This window comes from Pseudoxanthomonas sp. OG2 (assembly GCF_014192765.1).
GTDB classification, from domain to species: domain Bacteria; phylum Pseudomonadota; class Gammaproteobacteria; order Xanthomonadales; family Xanthomonadaceae; genus Pseudoxanthomonas_A; species Pseudoxanthomonas_A beigongshangi.
In genome coordinates this window covers 1,928,053-1,953,760 of the sequence record NZ_JACHYM010000001.1, presented here as the reverse complement: position 1 = coordinate 1,953,760, position 25,708 = coordinate 1,928,053, and the positions used below count along the sequence as shown (strand labels likewise).

Sequence of the window (25,708 nt, the reverse complement as noted above, 5' to 3'; positions counted from 1 at the left end):
CCCCCATGAACCAACCGCCTCCCGCCCGCGGACCCGTCGCCACCTTCTTCGTTGGCGCCTGGAACGTGGTGAATTTCGCCCGCAAGCTGTTCCTGAACGTGCTGTTCTTCGGCTTCCTGCTGTTCCTGATCATGTTCATGATCCTGCTGGCCGGCATCAGTTCGAGCAGTGCGGTCAAGCCGGTGATCGATCGCACCACCCTGGTGGTCGCGCCGGAAGGACGCCTGGTCGAGCAGTACAGCACCGACCCGGCGACCCGCGCGCTGGCCAAGCTGCTCAACGACAAGGACGCCGAGGAAATCCAGCTGCGCGATCTCGTGCGCGCGATTGACGCGGCGCGCGAAGACAAGAAGATCGAGCGCATGATGCTGCGCGTGGACAAGCTGCAGCCGACCGGTTACGCCTCGCTGCGTGAAGTCGCCGCGGCGCTGGAGCGCTTCCGCGCCTCGGGCAAGCAGATCGTGGCGTTCGGCGAGAACCTGGGCCAGCACCAGTACCTGCTGGCGGCGCAGGCCAACGAGGTCTATCTGGATCCGATGGGCGGCCTGTTGCTGGAAGGCCTCGGCCGCTATCGCCAGTATTTCCGCCAGGCCCTGCAGGAAAAGCTGGGCGTGGACGTGCACGTGTTCCGGGTCGGCGAGTTCAAGTCCGCGGTCGAGCCCTATGTGCTGGACGCCGCCTCGCCGGAATCCAAGGAAGCGGATCTGTTCTGGATGAACGACGTGTGGCAGCGCTATCTGGGCGACGTCGCCAAGGCACGCAAGCTGACGCCGCAGCAATTGGCCGCGGGCATCGATACGCTGCCGGAAGGCATCGCCGCCGCCGGTGGCGATCTGGCCAAGTTCGCCCTCCAGCAGAAGCTGGTGGATGGCCTGAAGACCCGCGAGGACGTTGAGAACCTGCTGATCGAACGCGGCGTGGCCGACGAGGATTCGGACACCGGTTTCCGCCAGGTCACCCTGGAGGGCTACCTCGCCCACCTGGACACGCAGCGCGCGGCCACGCTGGACAAGCGGCCGCAGATCGCGGTGGTGGTGGCCGAAGGCGAAATCACCGACGGCGAACAGCCGGCCGGCCGCATCGGTGGCGAATCGACCTCCGCGTTGCTGCGCGAAGCGCGTGACGACGAGGACGTGAAAGCGGTGGTGCTGCGCGTGGATTCCCCGGGTGGCGGCGTGTTCGCTTCCGAGCAGATCCGCCGCGAGGTGGCCGCGCTGAAGGCCGCCGGCAAGCCGGTGGTGGTGTCGATGGGCGATCTGGCCGCCTCCGGCGGTTACTGGATCTCGATGAACGCCGATCGCATCTATGCCGACCCGTCGACGATCACCGGCTCCATCGGCATCTTCGGCATGATTCCGACCGTGCCGCGCACGCTGGAGAAGATCGGCGTGCACACCGATGGCGTGGGCACCACGCGCTTCGCCGGCGCGTTCGACATCACCCGTCCGCTGGATCCGGCCGTCGGCCAGGTGATCCAGTCGATCATCAACAAGGGCTACGCGGATTTCACCGGCAAGGTCGCCGACGCGCGCAAGAAGCCGGTCGAGGCGGTGGACGAAGTCGCCCGCGGCCGCGTCTGGAGCGGTGCGCAGGCCAAGGAGCGCGGCCTGGTCGACGAACTCGGCGGCATGCAGGCGGCGACCGACTACGCCGCGAAGCTGGCCAAGCTCGGTGCCGCCGACAAGTACCGCGTTCGCTACATCGAGCAGAACGCTTCGCCGTTTGCCCAGTTCATGGGCCGGATGGCCGGAAGCCGCATCGGTGCGTTGTGGCTGAAGGATTCCGACATCGCCCGCGCGATGCTGGCGCAGCGCCTGCCGGAAGCCAACACGCAGTTGCGATTCGTCGAGGAAGCCCTGCAGGACCGCCAGGGCGGCGCGCCGGTCAAGGCGCTGGCGTACTGCTTCTGCGGATTCTGATCGCACGACGCGCGCCAGTGGCGGCAAAAAAAGAGCCCTCCGCAAGGAGGGCTTTTTTGTGGCTTTGCTTTGCCTCCCCCTTCTCCGAAGGGGGACTGAGGGGGATTTGCTCTTCCGCGCAAAAGCAAGCCCTCCCCAATCGCCGCATGGCGGGTCAATCCCCCGGTCGCCCGCGGCGCCCACCCCCTTCTGCGAAGGGGGTATTCGTGGAGGCGTTCCGCAAGCGCGCGGAGGTTTTTTGTCGCCGGTCTGCCACCTGCCGATACGGTTCGCGCGGGGTTACTGCTGCTCGGCCGCGTCGATCGCGGCGCGCTGCTCGTCGGCCGCCTTGCGGGCCGCTTCCTCCACCGCCTTGGCCTTGTCGATGGGGGCCTGGAGGGCATCGCGCAGGTGGGCGGCGCTCGCGGCCTGGGGTTCCGGTGGGCGCTCGGTCGGCGGTGGCGCCGGTCGGCAGGCGCACAATGACAAGAGCAGCAGGCAGGCGATCGGGCGCGTTTTCATGCAATGCCCCTCCGGTATGGCTGGCGGTATGCTACCCCCATTCGAACGGAGTGGCGCATGGCATCCCATCGTTGGCGATTGGACGGGCAGACTGCATTGATCACCGGCGCCAGCGCCGGCATCGGCCTGGCAATCGCGCGCGAGTTGCTGGGGTTCGGCGCGGACGTGATGCTGGTGGCCCGTGACGAGGATCTGCTGGACGCTGCGCGCGACGATCTGGCCGAGGAATTTCCCGAGCGCGAAGTGGCGACAATGGCCGCCGACGTGGCCGACGACGAGGAGCGGCGCGCGATCCTCGACTGGGTGGAGGATCATGCCGACGGCCTCAATCTGCTGATCAACAACGCCGGCGGCAATGTCACCAAGGCGGCGGTGGACTATACCGAGGACGAGTGGCGCGGCATCTTCGAGACCAATCTGTTCTCCGCATTCGAACTCTCGCGCTACGCCCATCCGCTGCTGACCCGCCACGCCAGTTCCGCCATCGTCAACGTCGGCAGCGTGTCCGGCATCACCGCCGTGCGCAGCGGCGCGCCCTACGGCATGACCAAGGCCGCGCTGCACCAGATGACCCGCAACCTGGCCGCCGAATGGGCCGAGGACGGTGTGCGGGTCAACGCGGTGGCGCCGTGGTACATCCGCACCCGTCGCACGTCGGGACCGCTTTCCGACGCGGATTACTACGAGGAAGTGATCGCGCGCACGCCGATGCGCCGGATCGGCGAGCCCGAGGAGGTCGCCGCGGCGGTGGGATTCCTGTGCCTGCCGGCGGCCAGCTACGTGACCGGCGAATGCATTGCCGTGGACGGGGGCTTTCTTCGCTACGGATTCTGAGCCGATGCCCACCCGGAGGTGGTTGCTGCCGCTCAAGTTGCTGCTGCCGCGGGTTCAGCCGCCGCAGGTGCTCTCGGCCAGGATGCGCTGCACACGCTCGAACTCGGCCTTGTTCTTCTCGCTGGTTTCCGTGCGGGTGAATCGCCAGGCCACTTCGGCTTCGTCGCGGCGCTTCTTCCACGCTTCGCACAAGCCTTCGTCGGGAACCCGGGCGCAGGTGTCCCGCACCACTTCGCAGGCCTGGCCCGCGCCGCCCTGCGGATTGCCATCCAGCCCGATGGTCTGCAGCGGCTCGCAGCGCGAGGCGGGCTCGCTGTCCTCGGTCAGGTAGCCGCCGCCGTCGCGGGTGGTGCAGCGGAACAGATTGGGGGGCGGCAGGTGCGCGGCCGTCGCGACCGGTGTGTATTCGGCTGGCGCCGTCGCTGCCGCCGGGACCGCGGCTTCGGGCGCAGCGGCGGGCGTCGCCGGTGGGGCGGCGGCGGGCGTGGATGCCGCCGGTGCCATCGGTACGGTCGCCAGCGCCGGCATCCGCTTGACCTGCTGCCGGCTGCCCTTGGGGCAGGGCATGTTCTGCACGGTGAGCGCGCCGGCGGCATCGGTGCACCGGTAGATCACCACTTCGTCCGCATGCGCGGCCGGGGCCGCCAGGAGCATCAGCCAGGCGAGACGGTAGGACATCAGGGATTCCCGCAATCGTTGGCCATGCGCGCATCGATGCCACGCTGTTCCAGATCCAGCGTGCGTCGCTCGCTGGGCATCGCGCTGCCGTAGCGGCGCAGGATTTCATAGCGGCGATCGGACAGCCGCGCGCAGACTTCCGCCTGCGGCAATTCGTGGCATTGGTCGCGAACCCAGATACCACCCGCCGGCACGATGACGTTGCCGGGCCCATGCCCGGGAGGACGCGGTGTCGGAGGCAGCGGCGTGGGATTCCCGCTCTGGAACGTGATGTTGCCGCCGTTGCCGATCGGGATATGCCCGGAGATGCTGCCGCCATGCGGACGGGGCCAGGCCGGATAGGGATAGCCACCCGCCCAGTAGGGCACGAAGCGCGGGCGGCCTTCGCCATCGTCGCTGGTATAGCGCTCGCCGTCCGGGGTGATGCATTCGTACATCGCACGCGGCGGATTCCGGTAGACGATGCGCTCGGTGGGCGCCGGAACCGGCGGCGCGGGCGTGATGCTGGGCATCGCCGGTCGCGCGACCGGCGCCGGATCGCGTGGCCGCTGCATGCTGCGGGTCTGTTGGGTCTCGCCGGGCAGGCAGGGAGAATCCCGCAGCGCCACCTGCCCCTGCTTGCCGACGCAGCGGTAGATCGTCACTTCCTGCGCGGCGGCGATCCCGCCCACCGGAGCGAGCGGGAAAAGCAGGCAGGCGGCCAGGACGATGCGCATGCCCGCATCTTGCGCGCGAACGGCGGCAGGGACAATGCGGACGGATTCAGGCCCGGAACTGCGCGCCGGTACGGGCGTCGCGGATCGAGGAGGGGCGATCCAGTCCGCCGGTTTCGCCTTCGCTGACGCCGTCCAGGCGCTCGAGCAGCGCGGGATCCAGACCCGCGCGATCGCGCGGTGCCGGTTGCCCGCTCAGGTTGGCGCTGGTGGAGACCAGCGGGCCGCCGAAGCCCCGGCACAGCGCGATGACCGTGGGATGCGCCGTGACCCTGACGGCGATGCCGTCATGCTCGCCGGTAAGCCAGCGTGGCACCCGTGCGTTCGCCGGCATCACCCAGGTGTGCGGACCCGGCCAACTGGCCAGCACCTCGGCCAGCCGATCGGTCGGCAGCGCGTCCAGATCCAGGCAGGCGCGAAGCTGTTCCAGATCGGCGGCGATCAGGATCAACCCTTTCTCGACCGGACGCTCCTTGATCGCCAGCAGGCGCCGCACGGCGGTTTCATCGAACGGATCGCAGCCCACGCCCCAGACGGCTTCGGTCGGATAGGCGATAACGCCGCCGTGCTGGAGCCATTCCACGGCGGCGGACAAGGGCAGGGGATCGTTCATGGCGCGATTCTGCCACGGCAGGCCCGCGTGTCCACCGCGCCCCGCGGGGCGCGGCTTGAGGCAGCGAATCAGAACGGCGCGTCGTCGCTCTGCTTCTTGGCGACCCGCTTCTTGCCGGGTTCCACCTTGGCCGGGGTCAGCAGCGACTTGGCCGGTTCGGTGACGGTCACGGCGGCCTTCTTCGCGGTGGCCTTCTTGGTGGCCGGGCTCTTGGTCGCGGTGCTCTTGGTCGCGGTTTTCTTCGTCGCCGTCTTCTTGGCGGCGGCCTTCTTCGGCGCGGCTTCCTTCTTCACCGCGGCCTTCTTGGCGGTGGCCTTCTTGGCGCCGAAACCGCGCCGCGCGGGCTTGCCGGTTTCCTCCAGTAGCTGCTGCACTTCGGCCAGGGTCAGCGAGGCGGGCTCGCGATCCTTGGGAATCTTGCCGTTGAGCTTGCCGTCGCTGATGTACGGACCAAAGCGGCCGTTCAGCACCTGGATGTCGCTGCCGTCGAATTCCTTGATGATGCGGTTGCGGGCGATTTCTTCCTTTTCGTTGATCAGGAAGACCGCGCGGGCCAGATCGATCGTGTACGGATCGTCTTCCTTCTTCAGCGAGGCGTAGGTGCTGCCGCGCTTGGCGAACGGACCGAAGCGGCCGATGCCGACGCTGACTTCCTCGCCGTTGTCCTGGCCCAGCTTGCGCGGCAGCTTGAACAGCTCGATCGCTTCGTCCAGGGTGATGGTGTGCATCGACTGGCCCGGACGCAGCGAGGCGAATTCGAGCTTCTCGTCGGTGTCCTTGTCGCCGATCTGGGCGTAGGGCCCGAACCGGCCCAGGCGCACGCTGACCGGCTTTCCGGACTTGGGATCGGTACCGAGTTCACGCGCGCCCGTGGCCTCGCTGCGATCGACCGATTCCTTCTTCTCCTCGATCAGTTCCTTGAACGGGCCCCAGAACTTCTCCATCAGCGGGACCCATTCCTCCTCGCCGCGAGAGACCGCGTCCAGCTCGTCCTCGAGCCGGGCGGTGAAGTCGTAGTCCACGTATTGGGTGAAGTGGCCGCTGAGGAACTTGGAGACCGCGCGGCCCACGTCGGTAGGCTTGAAGGCGCGGCCTTCCATCTCGGTGTACTTGCGGAACAGCAGGGTCTGGATGATCGAAGCGTAGGTGGAGGGACGGCCGATGCCGTATTCCTCCAGCGCCTTGACCAGCGCGGCTTCGGTGAAGCGCGGCGGCGGCTGGGTGAAATGCTGGTCGGCGTGGATGCGGTCCAGCGGTACCCGGTCGCCCGGTTTCATCGGCGGCAGCTTGCGGCCTTCGTCGTCGTCTTCCGCGCCCTTCTGGTCCTTGCCTTCCTCGTACACGGCCAGGAAGCCGGGATCGATCACGGTGGTGCCGCTGGCGCGGAAGCTGTGCTCGCTGCCCGCGGCCAGGTCGACGCTGACGGTGTTGAGCGTGGCCGGCACCATCTGGCAGGCCACCGCGCGCTTCCAGATCAGTTCGTAGAGCTTGCGCTCGTCGTCGCTGAGGAAGCGGGCGACCTGGGCCGGGGTGCGCAGTGCCGAGGTCGGGCGCACGGCTTCGTGCGCTTCCTGCGCGTTCTTGGACTTGGTCTGGTAAGTGTTGGGCTTGTCCGGCAGCGCCTGGGTGCCGTAGTCGCGGGCGATGACGTCGCGGATCTCGTTCAGCGCCTCGACCGACAGGCTGACCGAGTCGGTACGCATGTAGCTGATCAGGCCGACCGTGCCTTCCTCGCCAATCGCCACGCCTTCATACAGCTTCTGCGCGACCTGCATGGTCTTGCGGGTGGTGAAGCCCAGCTTGCGCGCGGCTTCCTGCTGCAGGGTAGAGGTGGTGAACGGTGGCGCGGGCCGGCGCTTGCGCTCCTTGCTGGTCACGTCGGTGACGTGCAGCGAACCCTGCGCGGCCTGCTGGATGCGCATGCGCGCGGCTTCGGCGGTGTCGCCGTCGGTGACCGTGAACTGCTCGAACTTCTGGCCGTCCAGGCGGGTGAGCTTGGCGGTGAAGGACTGGCGCGGGTGCGCGCATTCGGCCTCGATGGACCAGTACTCGCGGGCGATGAAGGCTTCGATTTCCTCCTCGCGCTCGACGATCATGCGCAGCGCGGGCGACTGCACGCGGCCGGCGGACAGCCCGCGCTGGACCTTGCGCCACAGCACCGGCGACAGGTTGAAGCCGACCAGATAGTCCAGCGCGCGGCGCGCCTGCTGGGCATCGACCAGTTCGTTGGCGATCTGGCGCGGCTGGTTCATCGCCTCGCGGATGGCCCGCGGGGTGATTTCAGTGAACACCACCCGGTGCAGCGGCTTGTCCTTGAGCAGGCCGCGCTCCTTCAGGATTTCCGCGATGTGCCAGCTGATCGCCTCGCCCTCGCGGTCCGGGTCGGTCGCCAGATAGATGTCTTCGGCCGCCTTGGCCGCCTTGGCGATCGCATCGACGTGCTTCTCGTTCTTGTCGATGAGGTCGTAGCGCATCGCGAAGCCGTTGTCCGGATCCACCGCCCCCTCCTTCGGCACCAGGTCGCGCACGTGACCGTAGGACGCCAGGACGTGGAAGTCCTTGCCGAGGTATTTGTTGATCGTCTTGGCCTTGGCCGGCGATTCGACGATGAGGAGGTGCTTGGACATGTCCTTCCGATGGGCGGTGGGGGCGGCGCGTGGCCGGCAAGGGTGGCGCAAAAGCGGGCGGCAGAGAAGCCGACGCCCGGAGCCGTGGCCCCGGGCGTTCAGGTTTCGCTATTTACTAGTGGAATCATGCCCGGGCACGGCTGTCAACCCTGAACGGGTTCCGTGAAGCCCGTCACCTTCCGAAAACGCCTCCCATGGCGGCGACCAGCGCACCGGCCGCCAGCAGGAACATCAGGGACAGCAGTCCCCCCAGGGCAAGGGCAATCCAGGTGACCACGCCCAGCTTCGGCTGCTGGCGCTCCGGATAGTGGGTGTAGGCCCACTTGTCCACCACCAGCGTGCCGCAGATCAGGTCGTGCAGGGCCTGCTTGCGGCCGGTGAAGGCCGCCATCAGGTAGCCGGCCATCAGCAACAGCGTGCTGACGAAGGTCGCGAAGAACCGGCCGATGGCGCGCCAGAAGCTGATCGGCGCGCCCTGCGTGTCCACCACCTTGATGCCGATCGCCATCTTGCCGGGCGTGGCCTGGCGGGGAGAGGCATGGAACCAGGCGAAATAGCCGGCCATCACCACGATCTGCACCAGGTAGGACGCGACCTGCAGCACCACGACAAGCAATGGCTGGGTCGCGCCGGCCATGACCAGCGGCAGCATCGCGAGCCCGGTCACGGTGCTGATCACCGTGGTGATGATGGTCAGCAGGAAGCTGTCGATGACATAGGCCGCCGTGCGTTTCCAGAAACCGGCATAGACGACCTCGCCGCCCTGCACGACCTGGGACACGAGCCCGACCGCGGCCTCGGGCGCGGCATACGGGGACGCGTCCGTTTCAGGCATGGTGTCCGGGGGCGGGAACGACGCGGTATCGGTAACGGCCTCGGCCGTCGACCCGTCCTTTTCTTCCGCGACTTCTTCCGCGACAACCGGCGGTTGCTGGAAACGCGCGCCGGTGTCCAGGCCCAGTTCCCGGGCGAAATCGCCGGCTGCCTGCCATTGCGACAGGCCGTCGCGCCAGATCAGGGTCGCGTGGGAAATCCGTCCGCCGGCCAGCAGATCCCGCAGCATCGCGGCATCCACCGGGCCCTGCGGCTGCCGCGCCTCGTCCGCGTAGTACCAGTGCTTCATCGCCCGCCGGGATTACTGGTTGCCGCCGGCGATGGCGGCCATGCCCATGGCGAACACGAAGAAGCCGATATAGGCGACGAAGAACAGGCCCGCCAGCACGATGATCGTCCAGGTCACCGCGCCCAGGTCGCGGCGCTGCCGTTCCGGATGGGCGGTGAAGGCCCAGCGGTCCACGACCAGGGTATCGGCGATCATGTCGTGCAGGGCCTGCTTGCGCTCGGTCAGGCCGACGGTGAATGCTGATATCAGCGTCGTGACGCCGCAGCTGACCAGGTTGAGGAAGAAGTACGCGCACCAGCGACCGAAGCTGCGGCCCAGGGTGAGCGCCTGGCCATCGGTGCGTGCCACCTTGATGCCGACCGCGAGCTTGCCCAGGGTCGCCTGCGACGCGGACGCGTGCATCCAGGTGAAGTAGACCGCCTGGGCCAGGATCGGCAGCACATAGAAAGCCAGGATGAAGGTCACCCCGAGGGTGCCGCGCATCATGTCGTTGGCGAATGCCTGCGGATTCAGCGCGGCCGCGCCGCCGGTGAGCATGAGGCCGACCAGGGCGACCACCAGGGTCACCACCATCATCACCATGCCGTCGATGAAGGAGGCGGCGAAACGCTTCCAGAAACCGGCCATCACCACCTGGCCGGCGAACACCGGCGCGGACTGCAGCGGAACGTGTGCGGCCGGTGCCGCGTACGGCGAAGCCGGCTCGTTGACCACGGTGGCAATGGCGGGCGCGGCGGCCGGAATCGCCAGGCCCAGTTCCGCGGCCATCTCGCCCAGCGGGCGCCAGCCGTCCATGCCTTCGCGCCAGACCAGCGCATCCGGCGTGATTTCGCCGCGCTGGAAACGCGTGCCCAGTTCTTCCGTGCTGATCGGACCCTGGCGCTGCTCGCCGATGGCGAAAAACCAACTGCTCATTTTCTGTACCGCTCCTGTTGCTGTTGCTTGTTCAACCGAACCGCTGCGTGGTCGCGGCCAGGCCGATGACGAAGAAAATCAGGACCACGCCCGCCACGATGACCAGACCATACAGGCCCAGCACCACGATCGCGACCAGACCCAGCTCGCTGCGCTGGCGCTCCGGCTCGCTGGTGTAGGCCCATTTGTCGACCACCACGGTGTCGCAGATGATGTCGTGCAGCGATTGCTTGCGCGCGGTGAACGCGGCCATCAGGTAGCCGATGAAGAGCGTCAGCGTGCTGAGGATGGTGGCGAAGAAGCGTGCCAGCGCGCGCAGGAACGAGATCGGTTCGCCATGGCTGCGCACCACCTTGATGCCGATCGCCATCTTGCCCGGCGTGGCGTAGTTGAAGGTGGAATGGAACCAGGCGAAGTAGAGCGCGTTCAGGGCCAGCGTGCTGAGCGAGGTGGTGATCGCCGTGGCCAATTCGCCACCGCCGGCGAGATCGCTGAGGATCACGCCGAACAGTTCGCCGCACAGGCCCACCACCAGCGACAGGATGAAGCCGTCGATGATCGTCGCGGCCGCGCGCTTCCAGAATCCGGCGTAGACGACATTCTGGTCAGCGACGAAGGAGGGCTGCGCCTGCAGCGGCGCGCGTGCGGCCAGGTACGGGTTGCGGGAGGCAGCGGTCTCGCCGGTGCCCGCCGCGGCCATGCGCTCGATGATCTCCGGACGCTCGTACACCGGCGTGGGCGAAGGATCGCTGCCGAGATTGAACACCGCGCGGCTACCCACCGGTGCGGCCGATGGTGCCGGCATCCGTTCGGGCGGCGCGGTGACGGCGGCTGCGACCTCTTCGGCTTCCACGCGTGCGATCGTCGGCGGCGCGGGAACCGTTGGTGGCGCCGGAGGCGCGAACGCGGCGGGCGACGCGGGTGAGGCATCGAACGGTGCCCGCGGCATCTCCAGCAGGCCGAGCTGCTGGGCCAGGTCCGCCAGTGGTCGCCACTGCATCATTCCGTCGCGCCAGACCAGCGTGTCCAGTGCGATCCGTTCGCTGTGGAAGTGCTGTTTCAGTTCATCCGTGGACAACGGGCCGAGCGGTTGCCGCTCGGCCCCGGCGTAATACCAAGTGGACATGCTGGTTTCCCCAAACCGTTGCGCTGCGAACGTTACCGCAAGCGCTCGTCAACGCCTAGATGGGCGACCACCGCGGGGCGGGATCGCCGGCATGCGGCGTCAGCCGCGGCACCGCTCCGGCAGCAGCGGGTCCTCGATGTCCGAGGTGCAGCCCCAGCTGCGGGACTGGCCGTCGTAGAAAATCCAGATGGCGTGGTCGTCCATGCGCGAATTGCCGGTGCCGCGGACGCGCACCTCCACTCCGCACGTGCCGTCGTCGAACTCGCCGACGAGAATGCCGGCGACATGCGGGGATGCGTAGGCGGCTTCCGGCTGGAAGCCGTCGGCGTCGTTGTCGGGGCAGCGGCCTTCGGCCAGATGGCGTTCAATCAGCGGCTTCAGCGCGTCGCCCGCGGCGATCGGTTCCATCAGCTTGGCGCGCGAGGTGTATTGCTGGTACGCGGGTATGGCGATCGCCGCCAGGATGCCGAGAATGGCCAGCATGGGAATGATCGCCGCCAGGCAGATGATCAGGATGATCGTGCCGCGGCTCATCCCTCGCGGTGCGGGCGCGATTGCCGGAGCGCCCGGGCGCGGGCTGGCGTGGCCCGGCGCGCCGGGAAGCGGCGGCGGCATCGGCGCGGTGGCCGACGCGGTAGCGTCCAGGCCCAGCTCGGCGGCCACGCTGCGCAAGGGTTGCCATTGCGCCATGCCCTCGCGCCAGACCTGGGAATCCAGCATCAACTGGCCCCGCCGGAAGCAGGCCGCCAGTTCCTCCGTGGTCAGTGGTCCAACGTTCCGCCCCGGTCCTTCCGCGTAATACCACTGGGCCATGCTTTCCCCCGAAAGCAGGTTGAAGTCGGCTCAGTGTACCGGTTCAGGTTCGTCCACGAACATCTGCGTTTCCATCCACGCGTAAGCCGCTTCCGAGCCGGGCTGGTTGAACAGCACCATCAGCACGACCCATTTCAGGTCGTCCAGATCCAGCTCGTCCTGATCCAGCGCCATCGCCCGATCCAGCACCAGTTCGCGCTGATCGGCATCGAGGATGCCGTGCTGTTCCAGGAACATCAGGAAGCCGCGGCCTTCCACGTCGAGCTTTTCCAGCTCCGGGCCATGGAAGATGCGGGTCGGGCCGCCCACGCGCGGTTGCGGCGCGCCGGGCCGCTGATCGGCCAGGGCGTCGAGCCAGTCGAAAGCCTTGTTGATTTCGGCGGGGCTGAAGCCGGCCTGGATCAGGCCGTTCTGGAGAGAGTCGCGATCACGGACGGGGTCCGCGTCCTCGGTGAAATAGTGTTCAAACAGGTACAGCAGTACATCCAGGATGCTCTCTTTCATTGCCCCTCGGCCTGCGCACGGTGGCGCTGTGGAGGAAAGAAACTAGCCTTTGCGGCAGTAACGGCCGTGTTCGACCGATACGCGCCCATCCAGTTCCATGGCGAGCAGCATGGAGGACAGGGCGGCGGTCGTCAATCCGGTCCGGTCCACCAGTTGATCCATACCCGTTGGGTCGTGACCAAGCGCGCGCCACAACTTCTGGTAGTCGGGGTCCCGGCCGCAGCCGGCCGGAAGCGACCGCTCGGGAGGGGTCTGTTCAGGTTCGCCGAGCTGTTCGCGCAGGATCCGGACCGTCCCGGCCAATTGCGGGGCGAGGGCGTCCAGCAGTTCGTCCCCGCGTTCGATCAGGCCGGCCCCGTCGCGGATCAGGCGGTGGCAGCCGCGCGCCATCGGATTGTGGATGGAACCGGGCACGGCGAACACGTCGCGGCCGCTGTCCGCCGCCTGGCGGGCGGTGATCAGCGCGCCGGAGCGCTCGGCGGCCTCGATCACCAGCGTGGCCAGCGACAGGCCGGCGATGATCCGGTTGCGGCGGGGAAAGTGGCTGGGATGCGCGCCGGTGCCCGGAGGATGCTCGCTGACCACCGCGCCGTGCGCGGCGATGCGATCCCGCAATGGCGCGTGCCGGCGTGGATATGCCTGTTCCGGACCGGTGCCCAGGACCGCGACGGTGGTTCCTTCGACCTGGCCCAGGGCGCTCTCGTGCGCGGCGGCGTCGATGCCGGCGGCCATGCCGCTGGCCACCACGACCCCCGCCCGGGCCAGCGCGGCGGCGAACGCCGCGGCGTTGTCGCGTCCGCCGGCGGTCGGCGAGCGGCTGCCGACCACGGCCACCGAGGGACGCCACAGCAGTGCCGGATCGCCATCGACGAACAGCGCCAGCGGCGGATGCGGGCAATGGCGCAGCAGCGGCGGATAGTCGCCCGAATCCCAGCCGATCAGGTGATGGCGGGGCGAAGCAGCCAGCCACTCCCGGGCGATTGCCAGTCCCGCAGCGGCCGGCGCCGCGAAGGCGCTGACCTGGCCATCGTCCAGTCCGGCCGCCCGCCATCCGCGCGGCCCGGCCGCGAACGCGGCGCCGGGGCTGCCATGGCGTTCCAGCAGGCGGCGGCGGGCGGCGCTGCCGCCGCCGGCCAGGGTCAGGCGCAACAGGGCCTCGGAGTCGTCTTCGTGGCGGGACATGAGGCCAGCCTAGTGCGGAGACGACGACGGCGCCCTCGGGCGCCGTCGCGGTGTTGCGTAGGGTTTGTCCGAAGACTCAGTAGGTGGCGTCCGGATGCTTCAGCTCGTAGCCCACCCGGGTGGCCTTCACCCCTTCCATCACCAGCCCGTAGCTGACCTTGTCGAAGGTGCGGAACACCATCACGTGCGCGGCGTACTCGTCCGGCAGGCTGACCCGGCCGGCGCCGTTGCGCGGCGAATCGTCCATGCGCGAGGAATTGGGCCAGCGCACCTTGTTGGCGACGTGATCGCCCCGGCGCCAGACCGACAGCACGGTGCCATTGTCGATGCCTTCGCGGCTGCCGCCGGAAATGGCGACGACGTCGCGCGGACCACCGGACGTCAGCGCGTTGGCGACGGCCAGGATCTGCAGCTTGCCTTCGGCGATGGCCGTGGCCGGCGGATGCGGGAAGAACTGCAGGTCGTACGGCTTGGCCTCGACCGGGACCACGCGATCGCCGGCACGGACTTCCTTGCCGCTGTCCTGCAGGGTCAGGGTGACCGTTTCGCTGCCGGGCACGAGGCCGCGGGTGATGGTGCCGACGTTGACCTGCTCAAGCTCGTAGCCCAACAGTTCGACCGGACCGCCGTCGGACAGCGCCGAGCTGGACCACTGGCGGTTCCAGTCCGCCGGCGCGCCCTTGATGCGGGCGCCGCGGTAGTCCAGGTCTTCCTTGTAGGTCAGGTACTCGCCACTGGATTTCACCCGGGTCTGGGTGTAGCGCAGGCCCGGGCGCACGATCGCGTAGCGCTGGCCGGGCTGGGCCTGGTCCAGCCCGAGCACGTACACGTTCTGGCCGGCGGTGGCGCGCAGCATGTTCTCTTCCAGCCCGGCGACGTACGGCAGATGCTGGAAGCTGTCGGCGATGCTCAGGTTCTTCAGGAACGGCTCGACGTCGGACAGCGGAATCGCGTTCAGCGGGGCTTCCTGGCGCGGACCGGCCTGGACCGCCACGCGATCCAGATAAGCCAGGCTGAGCACGTCGCCGGGGTAGATGAGATGGGGGTTCTTGATCTGCGGATTGGCCTGCCAGATCTCCGGCCACAGCCACGGCTTCTTCAGGAAGCGGGCGGAAATGTCCCAGAGGGTGTCCCCCCGCTTGACCACGTACGTGTCCGGGTGGTCCCCCGCCATTTCTGCGGCGGCGGCATAGCTGCCCACGGTAATCGCCGCAACGGCGAGAACCGTACGAAAATGTTTAAACATGGCTGTATCTACCTGATTCCCCGACAGGTGGTCCGCACTATAGTCCAGAAAACCCGGCGCAACGCAAGCGCCCGAGTTAGAATCCGTGAGGCCTTGCCGGATTCCACTGGCGCCCCCATCTCGGACACACCATGGCACTGCTTCCCATCCTCGAATTCCCCGATCCCCGGCTGCGCACCAAGGCGGTGCCGGTCGACCCGGCGCGGGTGACCGAGCTGGCCTTCCAGACCCTGCTGGACGACATGTTCGAGACCATGTACGAGGCCCCGGGCATCGGCCTGGCCGCCAGCCAGGTGGACGTGCACCAGCGCTTCATGGTCATCGACATCAGCGAAGAGAAGAACGACCCCCGGGTCTTCATCAATCCGGAGATCGTCGACCGGGCCGGCGACCAGGTCTACCAGGAAGGCTGCCTGTCGGTTCCCGGCATCTATGCCGACGTCACCCGTTCCAACGAAATCACCGTGCGCTTCGTCGATCGCCGGGGCCAGGCGCAGGAACTGCGCGCCGACGGCCTGCTGGCGGTCTGCATCCAGCATGAAATGGATCATCTCGACGGCAAGCTGTTCGTCGACTACCTCTCGCCGCTCAAGCGCGAGATGGTGCGCAAGAAGCTGGCCAAGCAGCGACGTCAGGCAGCGGCCTGACGGCCGCGGGATTGGTGATTCGGGATTTGGGATTCGCAAGAGCCAGGTTGCGGGTCGCGCCGGCCGCCATCCTCCTTCTTCCTCTCCGGATACCTCGTCTTCCATGAGAATCGTTTTTGCCGGCACGCCGGCGTTCGCCGTTCCCAGCTTGCGCGCGGCGCACGCGCGCAATGAAGTCGTCGCGGTGTACACCCAGCCGGATCGGCCCGCCGGCCGCGGCCGCGGGCTGACGCCTTCGCCGGTCAAGCTGGAGGCGATCCAGCGCGGCATCCCGGTACTGCAACCGGAATCGCTGAGGAAGAAATCCTCGCAGGAAGCCCTGCGCGAACTGGCCCCGGACCTGATGATCGTCGTCGCCTACGGCCTGATCCTGCCGCAAGCGGTGCTGGACATCCCGCGTTACGGTTGCTGGAACGTGCATGCGTCGATGCTGCCGCGCTGGCGTGGCGCCGCGCCGATCCAGCGCGCGATCGAAGCCGGCGACGCCGAAACCGGCGTCTGCCTGATGCAGATGGAAGCCGGGCTGGATACCGGCCCGGTGCTGCTGTCCCAGCGCACGCCCATCGGCGAACAGGAAACCGGCGGGCAACTGCACGACCGCCTGTCCGAACTGGGCGCGCGCGTGCTTGCCGACGGGCTTGGCCTGCTGCGTGCGGGCATGCGCCCGGTGGCGCAGCCGCAGCCCGAAGCCGGTGCCACGTATGCGCACAAGCTGGAAAAGCACGAAGCGCGGCTGGACTGGTCGCAGCCGGCCGACGCGTTGGCGCGCAAAGTGCGCGCGTTCGAACCCTGGCCGGTGGCCGAGGCGAGCGTGGCCGGCGAACGCCTGCGCATCCATGGCGCGGTCGCGCTGGATCTGGCGCACCGGGCCGAACCCGGCACGCTGCTCACGGCGGGCCGGCAGGGCCTGGACATCGCCTGCGGCCAGGGCGCGCTGCGCCTGCGGGTGGTCCAGCGCGAGGGCGGCAAGGCGATCACCGCCGCCGACTACCTCAACGCGCGCCGGGATCTGGTGACCGCGTGAATCCGGGCACCGGCGCCGCCGTGCGCGCACTGGCCGCGCGCATCCTCGATGCGGTCGCGCACCGGGGGCGTTCGCTCAAGGCGGAACTGGCCGCCGGCCTGCCGCGCCTGCCGGACCCGCGGGATCGCGCGCTGGCCGAAGCGATCTGCTTCGCCGCGTTGCGCCAGCGCGTCCGCTATGACGAAGCCCTGCGCCGCTGGATGCAGAAACCGCTGGGCCGGCGCGACGGCGAACTGCGGGCGCTGTTGTGGGTCGGCTTCGCCCAGATCGATGCATTGCAATTGCCGGCGCATGCCGCGCTCTCTACCACTGTGGAAGCCGCGCGGGAACTGAAGCGCTCGCACCAGGCCGGGATGGTCAACGCGATCCTGCGCCGCGCGCAGCGCGAAGGCCTGCCGGCCGCCGCACCCGAACAGGCCTGGCCGGCGTGGCTGCGCGAGCGAGTGCGCCAGGACTGGGCCGGGCAGGCCGATGCGGTTTTCGCCGCGAGCGCCGAAGCCGCCCCGCTGTGGCTGCGGGTCAACCGCGCGCGCATGCCGGTGGCGGATTATCTGGAGCGCCTGCGACAGACGTTGCCGGAACTCGTCGCGTCCGCCTCGCCGTTGGCCACCGATGCGATTCGCGTCGATACGCCGGTGGCGGTCGCCGCGTTGCCGGGCTTCGCCGACGGTGACGTGTCGATCCAGGACGGGGCCGCCCAACTGGTGGCCGATGCGCTGGCGCCCGCCGCCGGCGCGCGGGTACTCGATGCCTGCGCCGCGCCCGGCGGGAAGGCGGCGCACTTGCTCGAACGCGACGGCACCTTGCGTCTGCTGGCGATGGACGTGGATGCACGACGCCTGCAACGCGTGGGCGAAACGCTCGCGCGGGTCGGCGTGCGGGCGCAACTGCGCGCCGCCGATGCGGGCGAGCCTTCGATCTGGTGGGACGGCCAGCCGTTCGACGCGGTCCTGCTGGACGCGCCGTGTTCGGCGACCGGCATCGTCCGTCGCCAGCCCGACGTGCTGCTGCACCGGCGGCCGGAGGACATCGACGCGCTGCGCGCGCTGCAGGCACGCCTGCTGGATGCGGCGTGGACCCTGCTGCGGCCGGGCGGCATGCTGCTGTATGCGACCTGCTCGATCCTCAAGGACGAGAACGAGCGCCAGATCGACGCCTTCCTGGCGCGCACGCCCGACGCCCGCACCGAAGCGCTGGACCCGCGCTTCGGCCATGCCTCCGGCGCCGGCCGCCAGCGCCTGCCGGGCGAGGATGGCATGGACGGCTTCTTCTACGCCAAGCTTGCCAAGCATCTGCGAACATCGTGACGGTAGCAGAGTAAAGACCACTGTCCATGGCAACGCAGGCGAATCGCTCAGCGCGGGTAACGATGTGAAGAATATCCAGAAAAAGGATGTTTCAGCCGTAGTGCTGGGACACAGCGTTGCCCGTTTGGCCGTCCTCTTGCTCGGTTGCGCATTGGTCGTGGAAAAAGGATTGCTGATATTCGGGGTCTTGCTCGTGGTGTCGTCGTTGGTAGCTTGGCGGCAACAACCGTCACCGCCCTCGATATGGCCCTATGGACTGAAAACGGTGGGTTGGCTCGCGGTTGCAACGAATGTCGTCGTACTGTGCTCGCTGCTATTGCACGACCAACCCTTGCGGACTCTGGACAATGTCAGCCGGCTGTTGCTGATTCCATGGTGCGCATGGCTGGCGTCGACGATGGATATCAGGCGAAGTGATCTGTGGTGGAGCAGCGTCTCCGGACTAGTGTTGGCGTTTGCCGTGGCCTGCTGGCAGGTGAGTACCGGGACAGAGCGGGCTGGACTGGGGAATCCGATCGTGTTCGCCAATCTCATCCTGGTCCTCCTCGTGGTGGTCACGTTCCTGGGGCCGGACTTCCAGCGTCCTTCGGCGAGCCTGTTGCGATGGCTTGTGGTGGGATTGGGAGTCGCCGCTATTGTCATGACGGGGAGCCGAGCCGCACTCGTCACGTCCATCCTGCTGATGCCGATTTCGGTGGCTTGGAAGGAGGAACGGTGGAACTGGCGTCGATTTTTCGCATTCCTTGGCATCAGCCTAGTGGTGATATTGCTGATTGGGAACACGCCATCGTTGGTCGACCAGATGCGACTCGATGCCGTCGTCCCCAATGTGAATGCTTATCTCAAGGGCGATCCGGATTCGCCAATTGGCGCAAGATTCCAGTTATGGAAAATGGCATGGGATACGTTTCTTCAGCACCCCATCTCCGGTATCGGAATCCAGCGGTTCGGCTCGCTTGTTGATCAGCTACCGGGATGCGAGACGCGTTCGCCCATGGGAATGTGCGTGTTGGGCCATGCACACAACGACTTGGCGGAATGGGCCGCGACAATGGGGATTCCGGGATTGCTGATGATCTTGGCGATTTATGGCATTCCGATCGCGTTGTTCATGCGTCTGGGGCGAGCTGCAATGGACCTCGAAACGAAGACTGTTGCCCGGACCGGACTGGTGGTTGTGTTTGTATATGTCGTGGCCGGATTGTCGCAATCGATGTTCGCCCATGCGTTGAGCGCAAGCGCGTACGCGATCATTGTCGGATTTCTCCTAGGGCAGTCCGGCCGTCGTCGTGTTTCCCTGAGTACCGGAACGTCCGCTATCTCTTGAGAATCTTCTGACATGTCCAAAGTAATCAAAGAACAGCATTACTTCTGGTGGTTCCTGCTGTTCGCGTTGGTGGTAATCGGCGCGGGGCTGGGCATGCGCGCGCCGTGGCCGGCCGACGAGCCGCGTTTCGTGCTGGTGGCCAAGCAGATGTGGGAGTCCGGCCAGTGGCTGTTCCCGCACCGCGGCCAGGAGCTCTATCCGGACAAGCCGCCGCTGTATTTCTGGATGATCGCGTCCATCTACGCGGTGGTGCGCCACTGGAACGTCGCCTTCCTGATTCCGTCGCTGCTGGCGGCGCTGGGCACGCTGGTGCTGACCTACGACTTCGCACGCCGTACCTGGAACCGCCAGGCCGCGCTGTGGGCGGCCGGCGCGGTGCTGTGCGCGATGCAGTTCGTCTACCAGGGCAAGCGCGCGCAGATCGATCCGACCGTGGTGTTCTTCATCACCCTGGGCATGTACGGCCTCGGCCGGCACATGCTGCTGGGACCGAACTGGCGCTGGTACTGGCTGGGCTGCTTCTCCGCCGGCCTGGGCGTGATCAGCAAGGGCGTGGGTTTCCTGCCGTTGCTGGCGCTGATTCCCTACGCGCTGATGCGCTGGCGCGGCTGGCAGGGACTGACCGAGCCGGCGCCGAAGGGCGCGGGCCGATGGTGGCTGGGCGGGGCCAGTTTCCTGTTGGCGATCGCGCTGTGGTTCGTGCCGATGGTGGTGACCGCGTTGACCAGCGGGGATCCCGAGCACCGTGCCTATCTCAACGAAATCCTGTTCCGCCAGACCGCCACCCGCTACGTCGCCGCATGGCACCACCAGGCGCCGCCGTGGTACTTCCTGGAAGTCATCGCGCTGTTCTGGTTGCCGTTCTCGATCTTCATTCCCTGGCTGATCAAGCCGTGGCGCGAGGCCTGGCGCCAGCGCGACGCGCGGGTGTGGTGGCCGCTGGCGTGGATGCTGCTGGTGCTGCTGTTCTTCAGCGCCAGCCCGGGCAAGCGCGATATGTACATCCTGCCCGCGCTGCCGGCGCTGGCGTGGGCGGCGGCCCCGTTCCTGCCCGCATTGGGCGAGCGTCGCGGCGTGCGCGCCGGGTTGCTGGTGTTCGCGGTGGCGCTGGGCGGCTTGCTGCTGGTAGCCGGAGGCATGGCGCTGACCGGCGATCCGCGTTTCGAACTGAAGCTGGAAGCCGAGCGCGGCCTGGCCGGCGATCCGCATGCGGATCACCTGTGGCTGGCGCTGGCGGTCATGGGGGGACTGATCGTCGCCGCCGCGTTGTGGCTGCGGCGCGCGCGCGCGATCCCGCTGACCCTGGTGACCGTGCTGGTGCTGTGGGTCGGCTACGGCATGGCGCTGGCGCCGTTGCTGGACGGCGAGAACTCGGCGCGCGACGTGATGGCCGAAGCACGCGCACGCGCCGGCGTGGACACCGCCATCGGGCTGGTGGACTGGAAGGAACAGCAACTGCTGCAGGCGCAAGGCGAGGTGACCGAGTTCGGTTTCCGCGCGCCGGTCGAGCTGCAATGGCAGCGCGGCCTGGCCTGGCTGCGAGAGACTCCTGAACAACGCGTGTTGATGATCCAGAACGAGTCACTTCCCGCATGCGTCGAGCGCCCATCCGCAGTGCCTCTCGGTACCGCAAACCGACGTAGCTGGTGGCTGGTCAACCATCAAGCCTCTATTGACTGTGAATGATTTCGCGCATTCAGCCCCAGCCCAGCATGCTGAACGCCATCGGTTACCGCTGTGCGCCTGCCGTGGCAAATCGTTACTGTAGATAGGGGGAAGGCTACAATGTTGCTGTTCAGTGTAGGTGTACTTTGATTGGGGACAGGCGCATGCGCGTCAATCTGATTGCTTGGGACAACGGCGTGGGTTTGAGCCGAGATCTGCGGTTGATCCAGCGGACACTCCAACGAAGCGGAATGGTGGTTACTCTTCAGCCGGCGAGAGGGCGGGGAAAGCTGCGCAAGTGGTTTGGGCCATGGGTGCGACGAGTCAAGACGTGGTGGGGACTCGTGCGCAACGGTCGATACGGCTTTGACATCAACCTGCAACTGGAGCATCTGAAGCCCGAGTTCCTGCCGCTGGCAGGGCGCAATATGTTCATTCCCAACCCGGAATGGTGCCTGCCCAGTGATGTGAAGCTGTTGCAAAAGATGGATCGGGTTCTCGTCAAGACCCGGCATGCGGTTGAGATTTTCCAACAGCTTGGGTGCGATGTGAAGTACATCGGATTTACAAGCGAAGACCGCTATGACGGCGGCGCGGTTCCGCGTCAACGAACTTTTTTCCATCTAGCCGGGCGCAGCAGCGCAAAGCAGACGGATGTGTTGCTGGAAACCTGGCTGCGCCATCCGGAATGGCCGCTGCTGACCGTAATCCAGCACCCATCGAAAGCGAAGGCGCTCGCACCCGTCCACAATATCCACCACCGGATCGACTACATCGACGATACGGAACTCCTGCAGTTGCAGAATGAGCACCTGTTCCATATCTGTCCCTCGGAAACCGAAGGTTTTGGTCACTACATCATGGAAGGTCTGAGTGTGGGAGCCATCGTCCTGGCCACGGATGCGGAACCCATGAACGAACTGGTGAGCAATGAACGCGGCATACTAATTCAGCATGTCGCCACGCGGCCACAGAATTTGGCAACCTGCTATCTGGTGGATGGTGCCGTGATAGAACGGGCGGTGGCCGAGGCACTGGCGTTGCCAGAGGAAGAGATCGTGAAGCGCTCGGCCGCGGCGCGAGCCTTCTTCAAACGATCAGACGAGGCATTTGCATCACGCATGGGACAGGCTGTATCTGATGCCGGTCAGATAGCTCCCGCCCGTAGGGCGTTTCTCAATCTCTTTGGACGTAACGTGTAGACGGCGAAATACCCGGAAACACGTAGGCATCCCAAGCAGTCATACCCATTTTCCTGACAGGGCACTCGCCGGCCGCTGGGACCGGCGAGTGCTTGTGGTCAACGCATCAGAGTGGCCAGATCGGCGGACCCTGGACCGGGATGAAGGTTCCCCTGAACATCTGCTGGGGCCAATAGCTCGCGGAAGCGCAATCCCATTGCTGCAGTACGGTTCCGTTGCTCGAGTACGGAGCATCCATGCATTTACCGCTACGGATGTTCATGAACTTCGAGCGGTCACCCATATTGGGGCCACGGGTCAAACGAATCCATTGCTGGCTTGGGTTGTTGACGTCACAGATCCGCTGCACGAGGCGGGCGCCGTTAGCAATGGAATCGTTCTCGACGGCGATACAAGTGGCATTGTTGAAGTTCTGGAACATAACCCGGATTTGATCGTTGCCGGCATAGGGAAGGCCATAGACCCACCAGAGCTGGTGGTTGTAGTTGTTTGCACATCCCCAAAGCTGCAGAGTTACGTTGTTCGACATGTCGCCTGCGGTAAAATCCAGGCACTTGCTGGCATTGTTATCCAGACGCATCTGGAAAACTCCGACAATGTCCAATGCTTCGCTGCGGAACGATACAAGCAGGCCGGCAGCCAGCGCGGTTGCGGACAGTACGCGAGCAATACTCATACGCTACAACTCCTTGTCATTTTGAATAATCTGCGCGCGGATCATCCACGCGCTCTACCATTCTGGGTGATCATCTGGGATGAAAATTGTGATGTGAAGCGAGATATGGCAATCGAAGATGTTTTCGCACATGCGTGCGAAAAAGGCTTCGCAGTACCTATAAACGGAGCGTCGATGCTATGTGGCTAGACGAGAGAAAACGAAAGATTATGAGAGCATGGCGCCACCCTGATCGGATGGCGCCATGTCACCACGCAGATTTTCGGTATGTAAACCGCGTGCTACGTGATTATGGGGCGTACGGAGGAATCTCTACTGCCCTGAACATTTGCTGCGGCCAGTAGCTAGCAGAAGCGCAGGTCCATTGCTGCAGCACGGTTCCGTTGCTGGAATACGGCGCGTCCATGCACTTGCCGCTGCGAACGTTCATGTACTTGGACTTGTTGTAAAGATAGGGATCGCGAGTCAGTCGAACCCACTGCTGGCTGGGATTATCCAAATCGCATGCGCGTTGGACGATACGCGCACCGTTAGCGAGCGAGTCATTCTCAACCGCGATACAGGTGCCATTCGAGCGGCTGATAAAGTTCACACGGACCTGCTGGGAACCGGGCGTCCAAGGGTAAAGCCATGCGAACCATTGTTGCTTGTCGGTCTGGCAGCCCCAGACCTGCAGCGTGACGTTGTTGGAGGTATCACCCTCCGCAAAATCCCAGCACTTGCTGAAATCGCTATCCAATCGCATCTGGATACGAGCTTTGATAATAGGCTCTACCGCCTGGCTGCTCGCGGACGCGAACAAGGAGACCAACAACAATGCACCGGAAAAAACGCGAACCATACTCATGAATACAACTCCATTGTTTGAGTAGCAGAAGCGTATTGACTAATACGCTCGCTCATTCTCCGTTCAGCGGCCTAAACAAGCAAGCATGCAGATCGAACACCGTCTTCATACTGTCAACTTGGAGGCGGATATTCCTCCACTTGGGCGATGGGGAACATCGAGGTGGCCGTGCGCGTTGCCCACGCGAGCAAGTGACGCTCCGTCTTTTTGCTGATCGAGCTGACAGCAGAGTTGGATATCGCCGCGAGCGCAATGGAGCGAACTCAATGCACTGACGCGCCTCTTGCTCGTATCGAAATTCGTAATTGCATTCATTGTTGCTCGCGCCACGCCTGGAACATCAGCACGCCCCACAGGTGCGTGTGCCACTTGCGCTGGCCGGCGAGGAATTCGCCCCAGATGGCGCGGATCGGCGCCGGATCGAAATGCCCTTCCTCGCGCAGGCGGCGCTCGTCCAGCTGCGCCTCGGCCCAGTCGCGCAGCGGACCGCGCAGCCAATCGCCGACCGGCGCGCCGAAACCCGACTTGGGCCGATGCACCAGCGCGGTCGGCAGGTAGCGTTCCAGCAGGCGCTTGGGCAGGTGCTTGAGCTGGCCATCGCGGTACTTCATCGCCAGCGGCAGCGACCAGGCGAACTCCACCACCCGCCAGTCCAGCAGGGGCGCGCGCGCCTCCAGCGCCACCGCCATGCTGGCGCGGTCGACCTTGGTCAGGATGTCCTCGGGCAGGTAGCAGGCGAAATCCAGCGCCATCAGTTGGTCGGCGGGACCGCCGTTGGCCGGCAGCGCGGCCGGATCGTCGTAGGCGGTGATCGCGCGGTGGGCACCGCGCACGACCGATTCCGGCCGCCGCCAGCGGCTGACCCGCTGCAGGGCGACGCCCTGCAGATCGCCGGTCGCCAGTTCCGCGCGCGCGGCGGCCAGTCCGCCCAACCGCGAGCGTTCGCCAGGATTGCCGGCCAGCCGGGCCAGCAGGCGCCGCGGCAGGCGCGCCAGCCGCGCGTCGTTGCGCAGCGCGCGCAGGTAGCGGCCATAGCCGAAGAACAGTTCGTCGCCGCCATCGCCCGACAGCGCCACCGTCACGTGCTGGCGGGCCAGCCGGCACAGCAACGCGGTCGGCAACTGCGAGGAATCGGCGAAGGGTTCGTCGAACATCCGCGCCATGTCCGGCACCAGATCCAGCGCGGCGCGGCCGTCGGCGTGCAGTTCGGTGTGATCGGTGCGCAGGTGCCGCGCCACCGCGGTGGCATAGGCGCTCTCGTCGTGGTCGGTGTTGTCGAAACCGATCGAGAAGCTGCGCACCGGCCGCGCCGACTGCGCCTGCATCAGCGCGGTCACCAGCGAGGAATCGGTGCCGCCGGACAGGAACGCGCCCAGCGGCACGTCCGCCTCCATGCGCAGCGCGACCGCGTCGCGCAGCAATGCATCCAGCGCGTCCAGCGCGGCGCCCTCGTCGCCGTCGAAACCCTGCGCGATCGCGGCTTCCTGGCGCTGGCGCGCATTCCACCAGTGCAGTGGCGCGCGCAGCGGATCGTGGCCGGCGTCGCCCGCCGCCAACGCGGCCGGATCCAGGCGCAGCAGGGTGCCGGCCGGCAGCTTGTGCACGCCGCGCAGGATCGCGTACGGCGCGGGGATGTAGTCCAACCGCAGCAGCAGCGCCAGCGCGTCGGGATTCACCTCGTGGCGCAGGCCCGGATGGGCGCGCAGCGCGGACAGCTCGCTGCCGAACACCAGCGTGCCGTCCGTCGTCCAGCCGTAATACAGCGGCTTCTTGCCGACCCGGTCGCGCGCCAGCCACAGGGCCCGCTCCTGGCGATCCCAGGCCGCCAGCGCGAGCATGCCGTTGCCGCGCTCCAGCGCTGCCTGCACGCCCCACTGGGCGATGCCCGCCAGCAGCACTTCGGTGTCGGAGTGGCCGCGGAACCGGTGTCCCAGCGCTTCCAGCTCCGCGCGCAGCGCGGCGTGGTTGTAGATCTCGCCGTTGAAGGCGATCACCCAGCGGCCGTCGGCCGACACCATCGGCTGGTGGCCTTCCGGGCTCAGATCCAGGATCGACAGGCGCCGGTGCGACAGCACCAGGCCGATATCCGCGTCCACCCAGGTGCCGCTGTCGTCCGGACCGCGGTGGGCAATGGCCTCGCCCATGCGCCGGCCAAGGGCGTGGAGTTCGTCCGCGCCCGTGCGCGGTTGGGGCGACCAGGCGCCAGCGATGCCGCACAT

23 protein-coding genes are annotated in these 25,708 nt (G+C 66.6%); 8 read left to right on the top strand and 15 right to left on the bottom strand.

All coding sequences use genetic code 11. The features are described from left to right. Positions 1 to 5 precede the first annotated feature (5 nt). On the top strand, positions 6 to 1,919 hold the full coding sequence (sppA, locus tag FHW78_RS09005) for a signal peptide peptidase SppA (RefSeq protein WP_183639560.1): 1,914 nt from the start codon (positions 6 to 8) through the stop codon (positions 1,917 to 1,919). A 279-nt stretch (positions 1,920 to 2,198) separates the two neighbouring features. Here sppA and FHW78_RS09000 read toward each other — a convergent pair whose 3' ends face one another. Then, a complete protein-coding gene (locus tag FHW78_RS09000; RefSeq protein WP_183639559.1) occupies positions 2,199 to 2,420 on the bottom strand; it encodes a hypothetical protein in 222 nt (73 codons plus the stop codon). Between the two features lie 57 nt (positions 2,421 to 2,477). Between FHW78_RS09000 and FHW78_RS08995 the strand changes: the two genes are divergently transcribed. Further along, positions 2,478 to 3,254 (top strand): SDR family oxidoreductase, encoded by a 777-nt coding sequence (locus FHW78_RS08995; protein ID WP_183639558.1) that lies wholly within the window; start codon positions 2,478 to 2,480, stop codon positions 3,252 to 3,254. A 54-nt stretch (positions 3,255 to 3,308) separates the two neighbouring features. Here the strand turns inward: FHW78_RS08995 and FHW78_RS08990 are convergent, their stop codons facing one another. From FHW78_RS08990 to FHW78_RS08940, 11 genes are all read right to left on the bottom strand, one after another. Continuing rightward, positions 3,309 to 3,932 carry a DUF4124 domain-containing protein gene (locus FHW78_RS08990; protein WP_183639557.1) on the bottom strand — a complete coding sequence of 208 codons (624 nt, stop codon included), beginning with the start codon at positions 3,930 to 3,932 and terminating at the stop codon, positions 3,309 to 3,311. Continuing rightward, entirely contained in the window at positions 3,932 to 4,648 is a 717-nt protein-coding gene (locus tag FHW78_RS08985) for a DUF4124 domain-containing protein (RefSeq protein ID WP_183639556.1), read from the bottom strand. The genes FHW78_RS08990 and FHW78_RS08985 overlap by 1 nt, the downstream gene beginning before the upstream one ends. A gap of 46 nt (positions 4,649 to 4,694) precedes the next feature. After that, on the bottom strand, positions 4,695 to 5,258 hold the full coding sequence (locus tag FHW78_RS08980; RefSeq protein ID WP_183639555.1) for a Sua5/YciO/YrdC/YwlC family protein: 564 nt from the start codon (positions 5,256 to 5,258) through the stop codon (positions 4,695 to 4,697). A gap of 68 nt (positions 5,259 to 5,326) precedes the next feature. Beyond that, entirely contained in the window at positions 5,327 to 7,885 is a 2,559-nt protein-coding gene (locus tag FHW78_RS08975; RefSeq protein WP_183639554.1) for a DNA topoisomerase I, read from the bottom strand. 172 nt (positions 7,886 to 8,057) lie between these two features. Next, on the bottom strand, positions 8,058 to 9,008 hold the full coding sequence (locus tag FHW78_RS08970) for an RDD family protein (protein WP_183639553.1): 951 nt from the start codon (positions 9,006 to 9,008) through the stop codon (positions 8,058 to 8,060). 12 nt (positions 9,009 to 9,020) lie between these two features. Continuing rightward, positions 9,021 to 9,923 (bottom strand): RDD family protein, encoded by a 903-nt coding sequence (locus tag FHW78_RS08965; RefSeq protein ID WP_183639552.1) that lies wholly within the window; start codon positions 9,921 to 9,923, stop codon positions 9,021 to 9,023. A gap of 31 nt (positions 9,924 to 9,954) precedes the next feature. Continuing rightward, positions 9,955 to 11,049, bottom strand: coding sequence for an RDD family protein (locus FHW78_RS08960; RefSeq protein ID WP_183639551.1), 1,095 nt, complete (start codon positions 11,047 to 11,049; stop codon positions 9,955 to 9,957). Between the two features lie 99 nt (positions 11,050 to 11,148). After that, positions 11,149 to 11,862: a GYF domain-containing protein gene (locus FHW78_RS08955; protein ID WP_183639550.1), complete on the bottom strand. Its 714-nt coding sequence runs from the start codon at positions 11,860 to 11,862 to the stop codon at positions 11,149 to 11,151. Positions 11,863 to 11,892: 30 nt separating this feature from the next. After that, positions 11,893 to 12,366, bottom strand: a complete 474-nt coding sequence (locus FHW78_RS08950) for a DUF494 family protein (protein ID WP_141455174.1) — start codon at positions 12,364 to 12,366, stop codon at positions 11,893 to 11,895. A 42-nt stretch (positions 12,367 to 12,408) separates the two neighbouring features. Continuing rightward, positions 12,409 to 13,548 carry a DNA-processing protein DprA gene (dprA, locus tag FHW78_RS08945; RefSeq protein ID WP_183639549.1) on the bottom strand — a complete coding sequence of 380 codons (1,140 nt, stop codon included), beginning with the start codon at positions 13,546 to 13,548 and terminating at the stop codon, positions 12,409 to 12,411. A gap of 76 nt (positions 13,549 to 13,624) precedes the next feature. Beyond that, positions 13,625 to 14,794, bottom strand: coding sequence for a LysM domain-containing protein (locus FHW78_RS08940; RefSeq protein WP_183639548.1), 1,170 nt, complete (start codon positions 14,792 to 14,794; stop codon positions 13,625 to 13,627). Between the two features lie 131 nt (positions 14,795 to 14,925). Between FHW78_RS08940 and def the strand changes: the two genes are divergently transcribed. The 6 genes from def (at position 14,926) to FHW78_RS08910 (ending at position 21,966) form a co-directional block, all read left to right on the top strand. Beyond that, entirely contained in the window at positions 14,926 to 15,441 is a 516-nt protein-coding gene (gene def, locus FHW78_RS08935) for a peptide deformylase (RefSeq protein ID WP_183639547.1), read from the top strand. A gap of 103 nt (positions 15,442 to 15,544) precedes the next feature. Continuing rightward, a complete protein-coding gene (gene fmt, locus FHW78_RS08930) occupies positions 15,545 to 16,465 on the top strand; it encodes a methionyl-tRNA formyltransferase (protein WP_183639546.1) in 921 nt (306 codons plus the stop codon). Next, positions 16,462 to 17,772: a 16S rRNA (cytosine(967)-C(5))-methyltransferase RsmB gene (rsmB, locus tag FHW78_RS08925; protein ID WP_343205551.1), complete on the top strand. Its 1,311-nt coding sequence runs from the start codon at positions 16,462 to 16,464 to the stop codon at positions 17,770 to 17,772. The genes fmt and rsmB overlap by 4 nt, the downstream gene beginning before the upstream one ends. A gap of 64 nt (positions 17,773 to 17,836) precedes the next feature. Beyond that, complete coding sequence (locus FHW78_RS08920; RefSeq protein WP_183639545.1) at positions 17,837 to 19,099, top strand: O-antigen ligase family protein; 1,263 nt, start codon at positions 17,837 to 17,839, stop codon at positions 19,097 to 19,099. Positions 19,100 to 19,111: 12 nt separating this feature from the next. Continuing rightward, complete coding sequence (locus FHW78_RS08915; protein ID WP_183639544.1) at positions 19,112 to 20,785, top strand: glycosyltransferase family 39 protein; 1,674 nt, start codon at positions 19,112 to 19,114, stop codon at positions 20,783 to 20,785. Between the two features lie 143 nt (positions 20,786 to 20,928). Beyond that, positions 20,929 to 21,966 (top strand): glycosyltransferase, encoded by a 1,038-nt coding sequence (locus tag FHW78_RS08910; RefSeq protein ID WP_183639543.1) that lies wholly within the window; start codon positions 20,929 to 20,931, stop codon positions 21,964 to 21,966. A gap of 106 nt (positions 21,967 to 22,072) precedes the next feature. Here FHW78_RS08910 and FHW78_RS08905 read toward each other — a convergent pair whose 3' ends face one another. The 3 genes from FHW78_RS08905 to asnB all read right to left on the bottom strand — a co-directional run bounded on the left by FHW78_RS08905 (position 22,073) and on the right by asnB (position 25,708). Further along, positions 22,073 to 22,642, bottom strand: a complete 570-nt coding sequence (locus FHW78_RS08905; protein WP_183639542.1) for an RICIN domain-containing protein — start codon at positions 22,640 to 22,642, stop codon at positions 22,073 to 22,075. Positions 22,643 to 22,931: 289 nt separating this feature from the next. After that, positions 22,932 to 23,489 carry an RICIN domain-containing protein gene (locus tag FHW78_RS08900; protein WP_183639541.1) on the bottom strand — a complete coding sequence of 186 codons (558 nt, stop codon included), beginning with the start codon at positions 23,487 to 23,489 and terminating at the stop codon, positions 22,932 to 22,934. A 311-nt stretch (positions 23,490 to 23,800) separates the two neighbouring features. Next, positions 23,801 to 25,708 carry an asparagine synthase (glutamine-hydrolyzing) gene (gene asnB, locus FHW78_RS08895; RefSeq protein WP_183639540.1) on the bottom strand — a complete coding sequence of 636 codons (1,908 nt, stop codon included), beginning with the start codon at positions 25,706 to 25,708 and terminating at the stop codon, positions 23,801 to 23,803.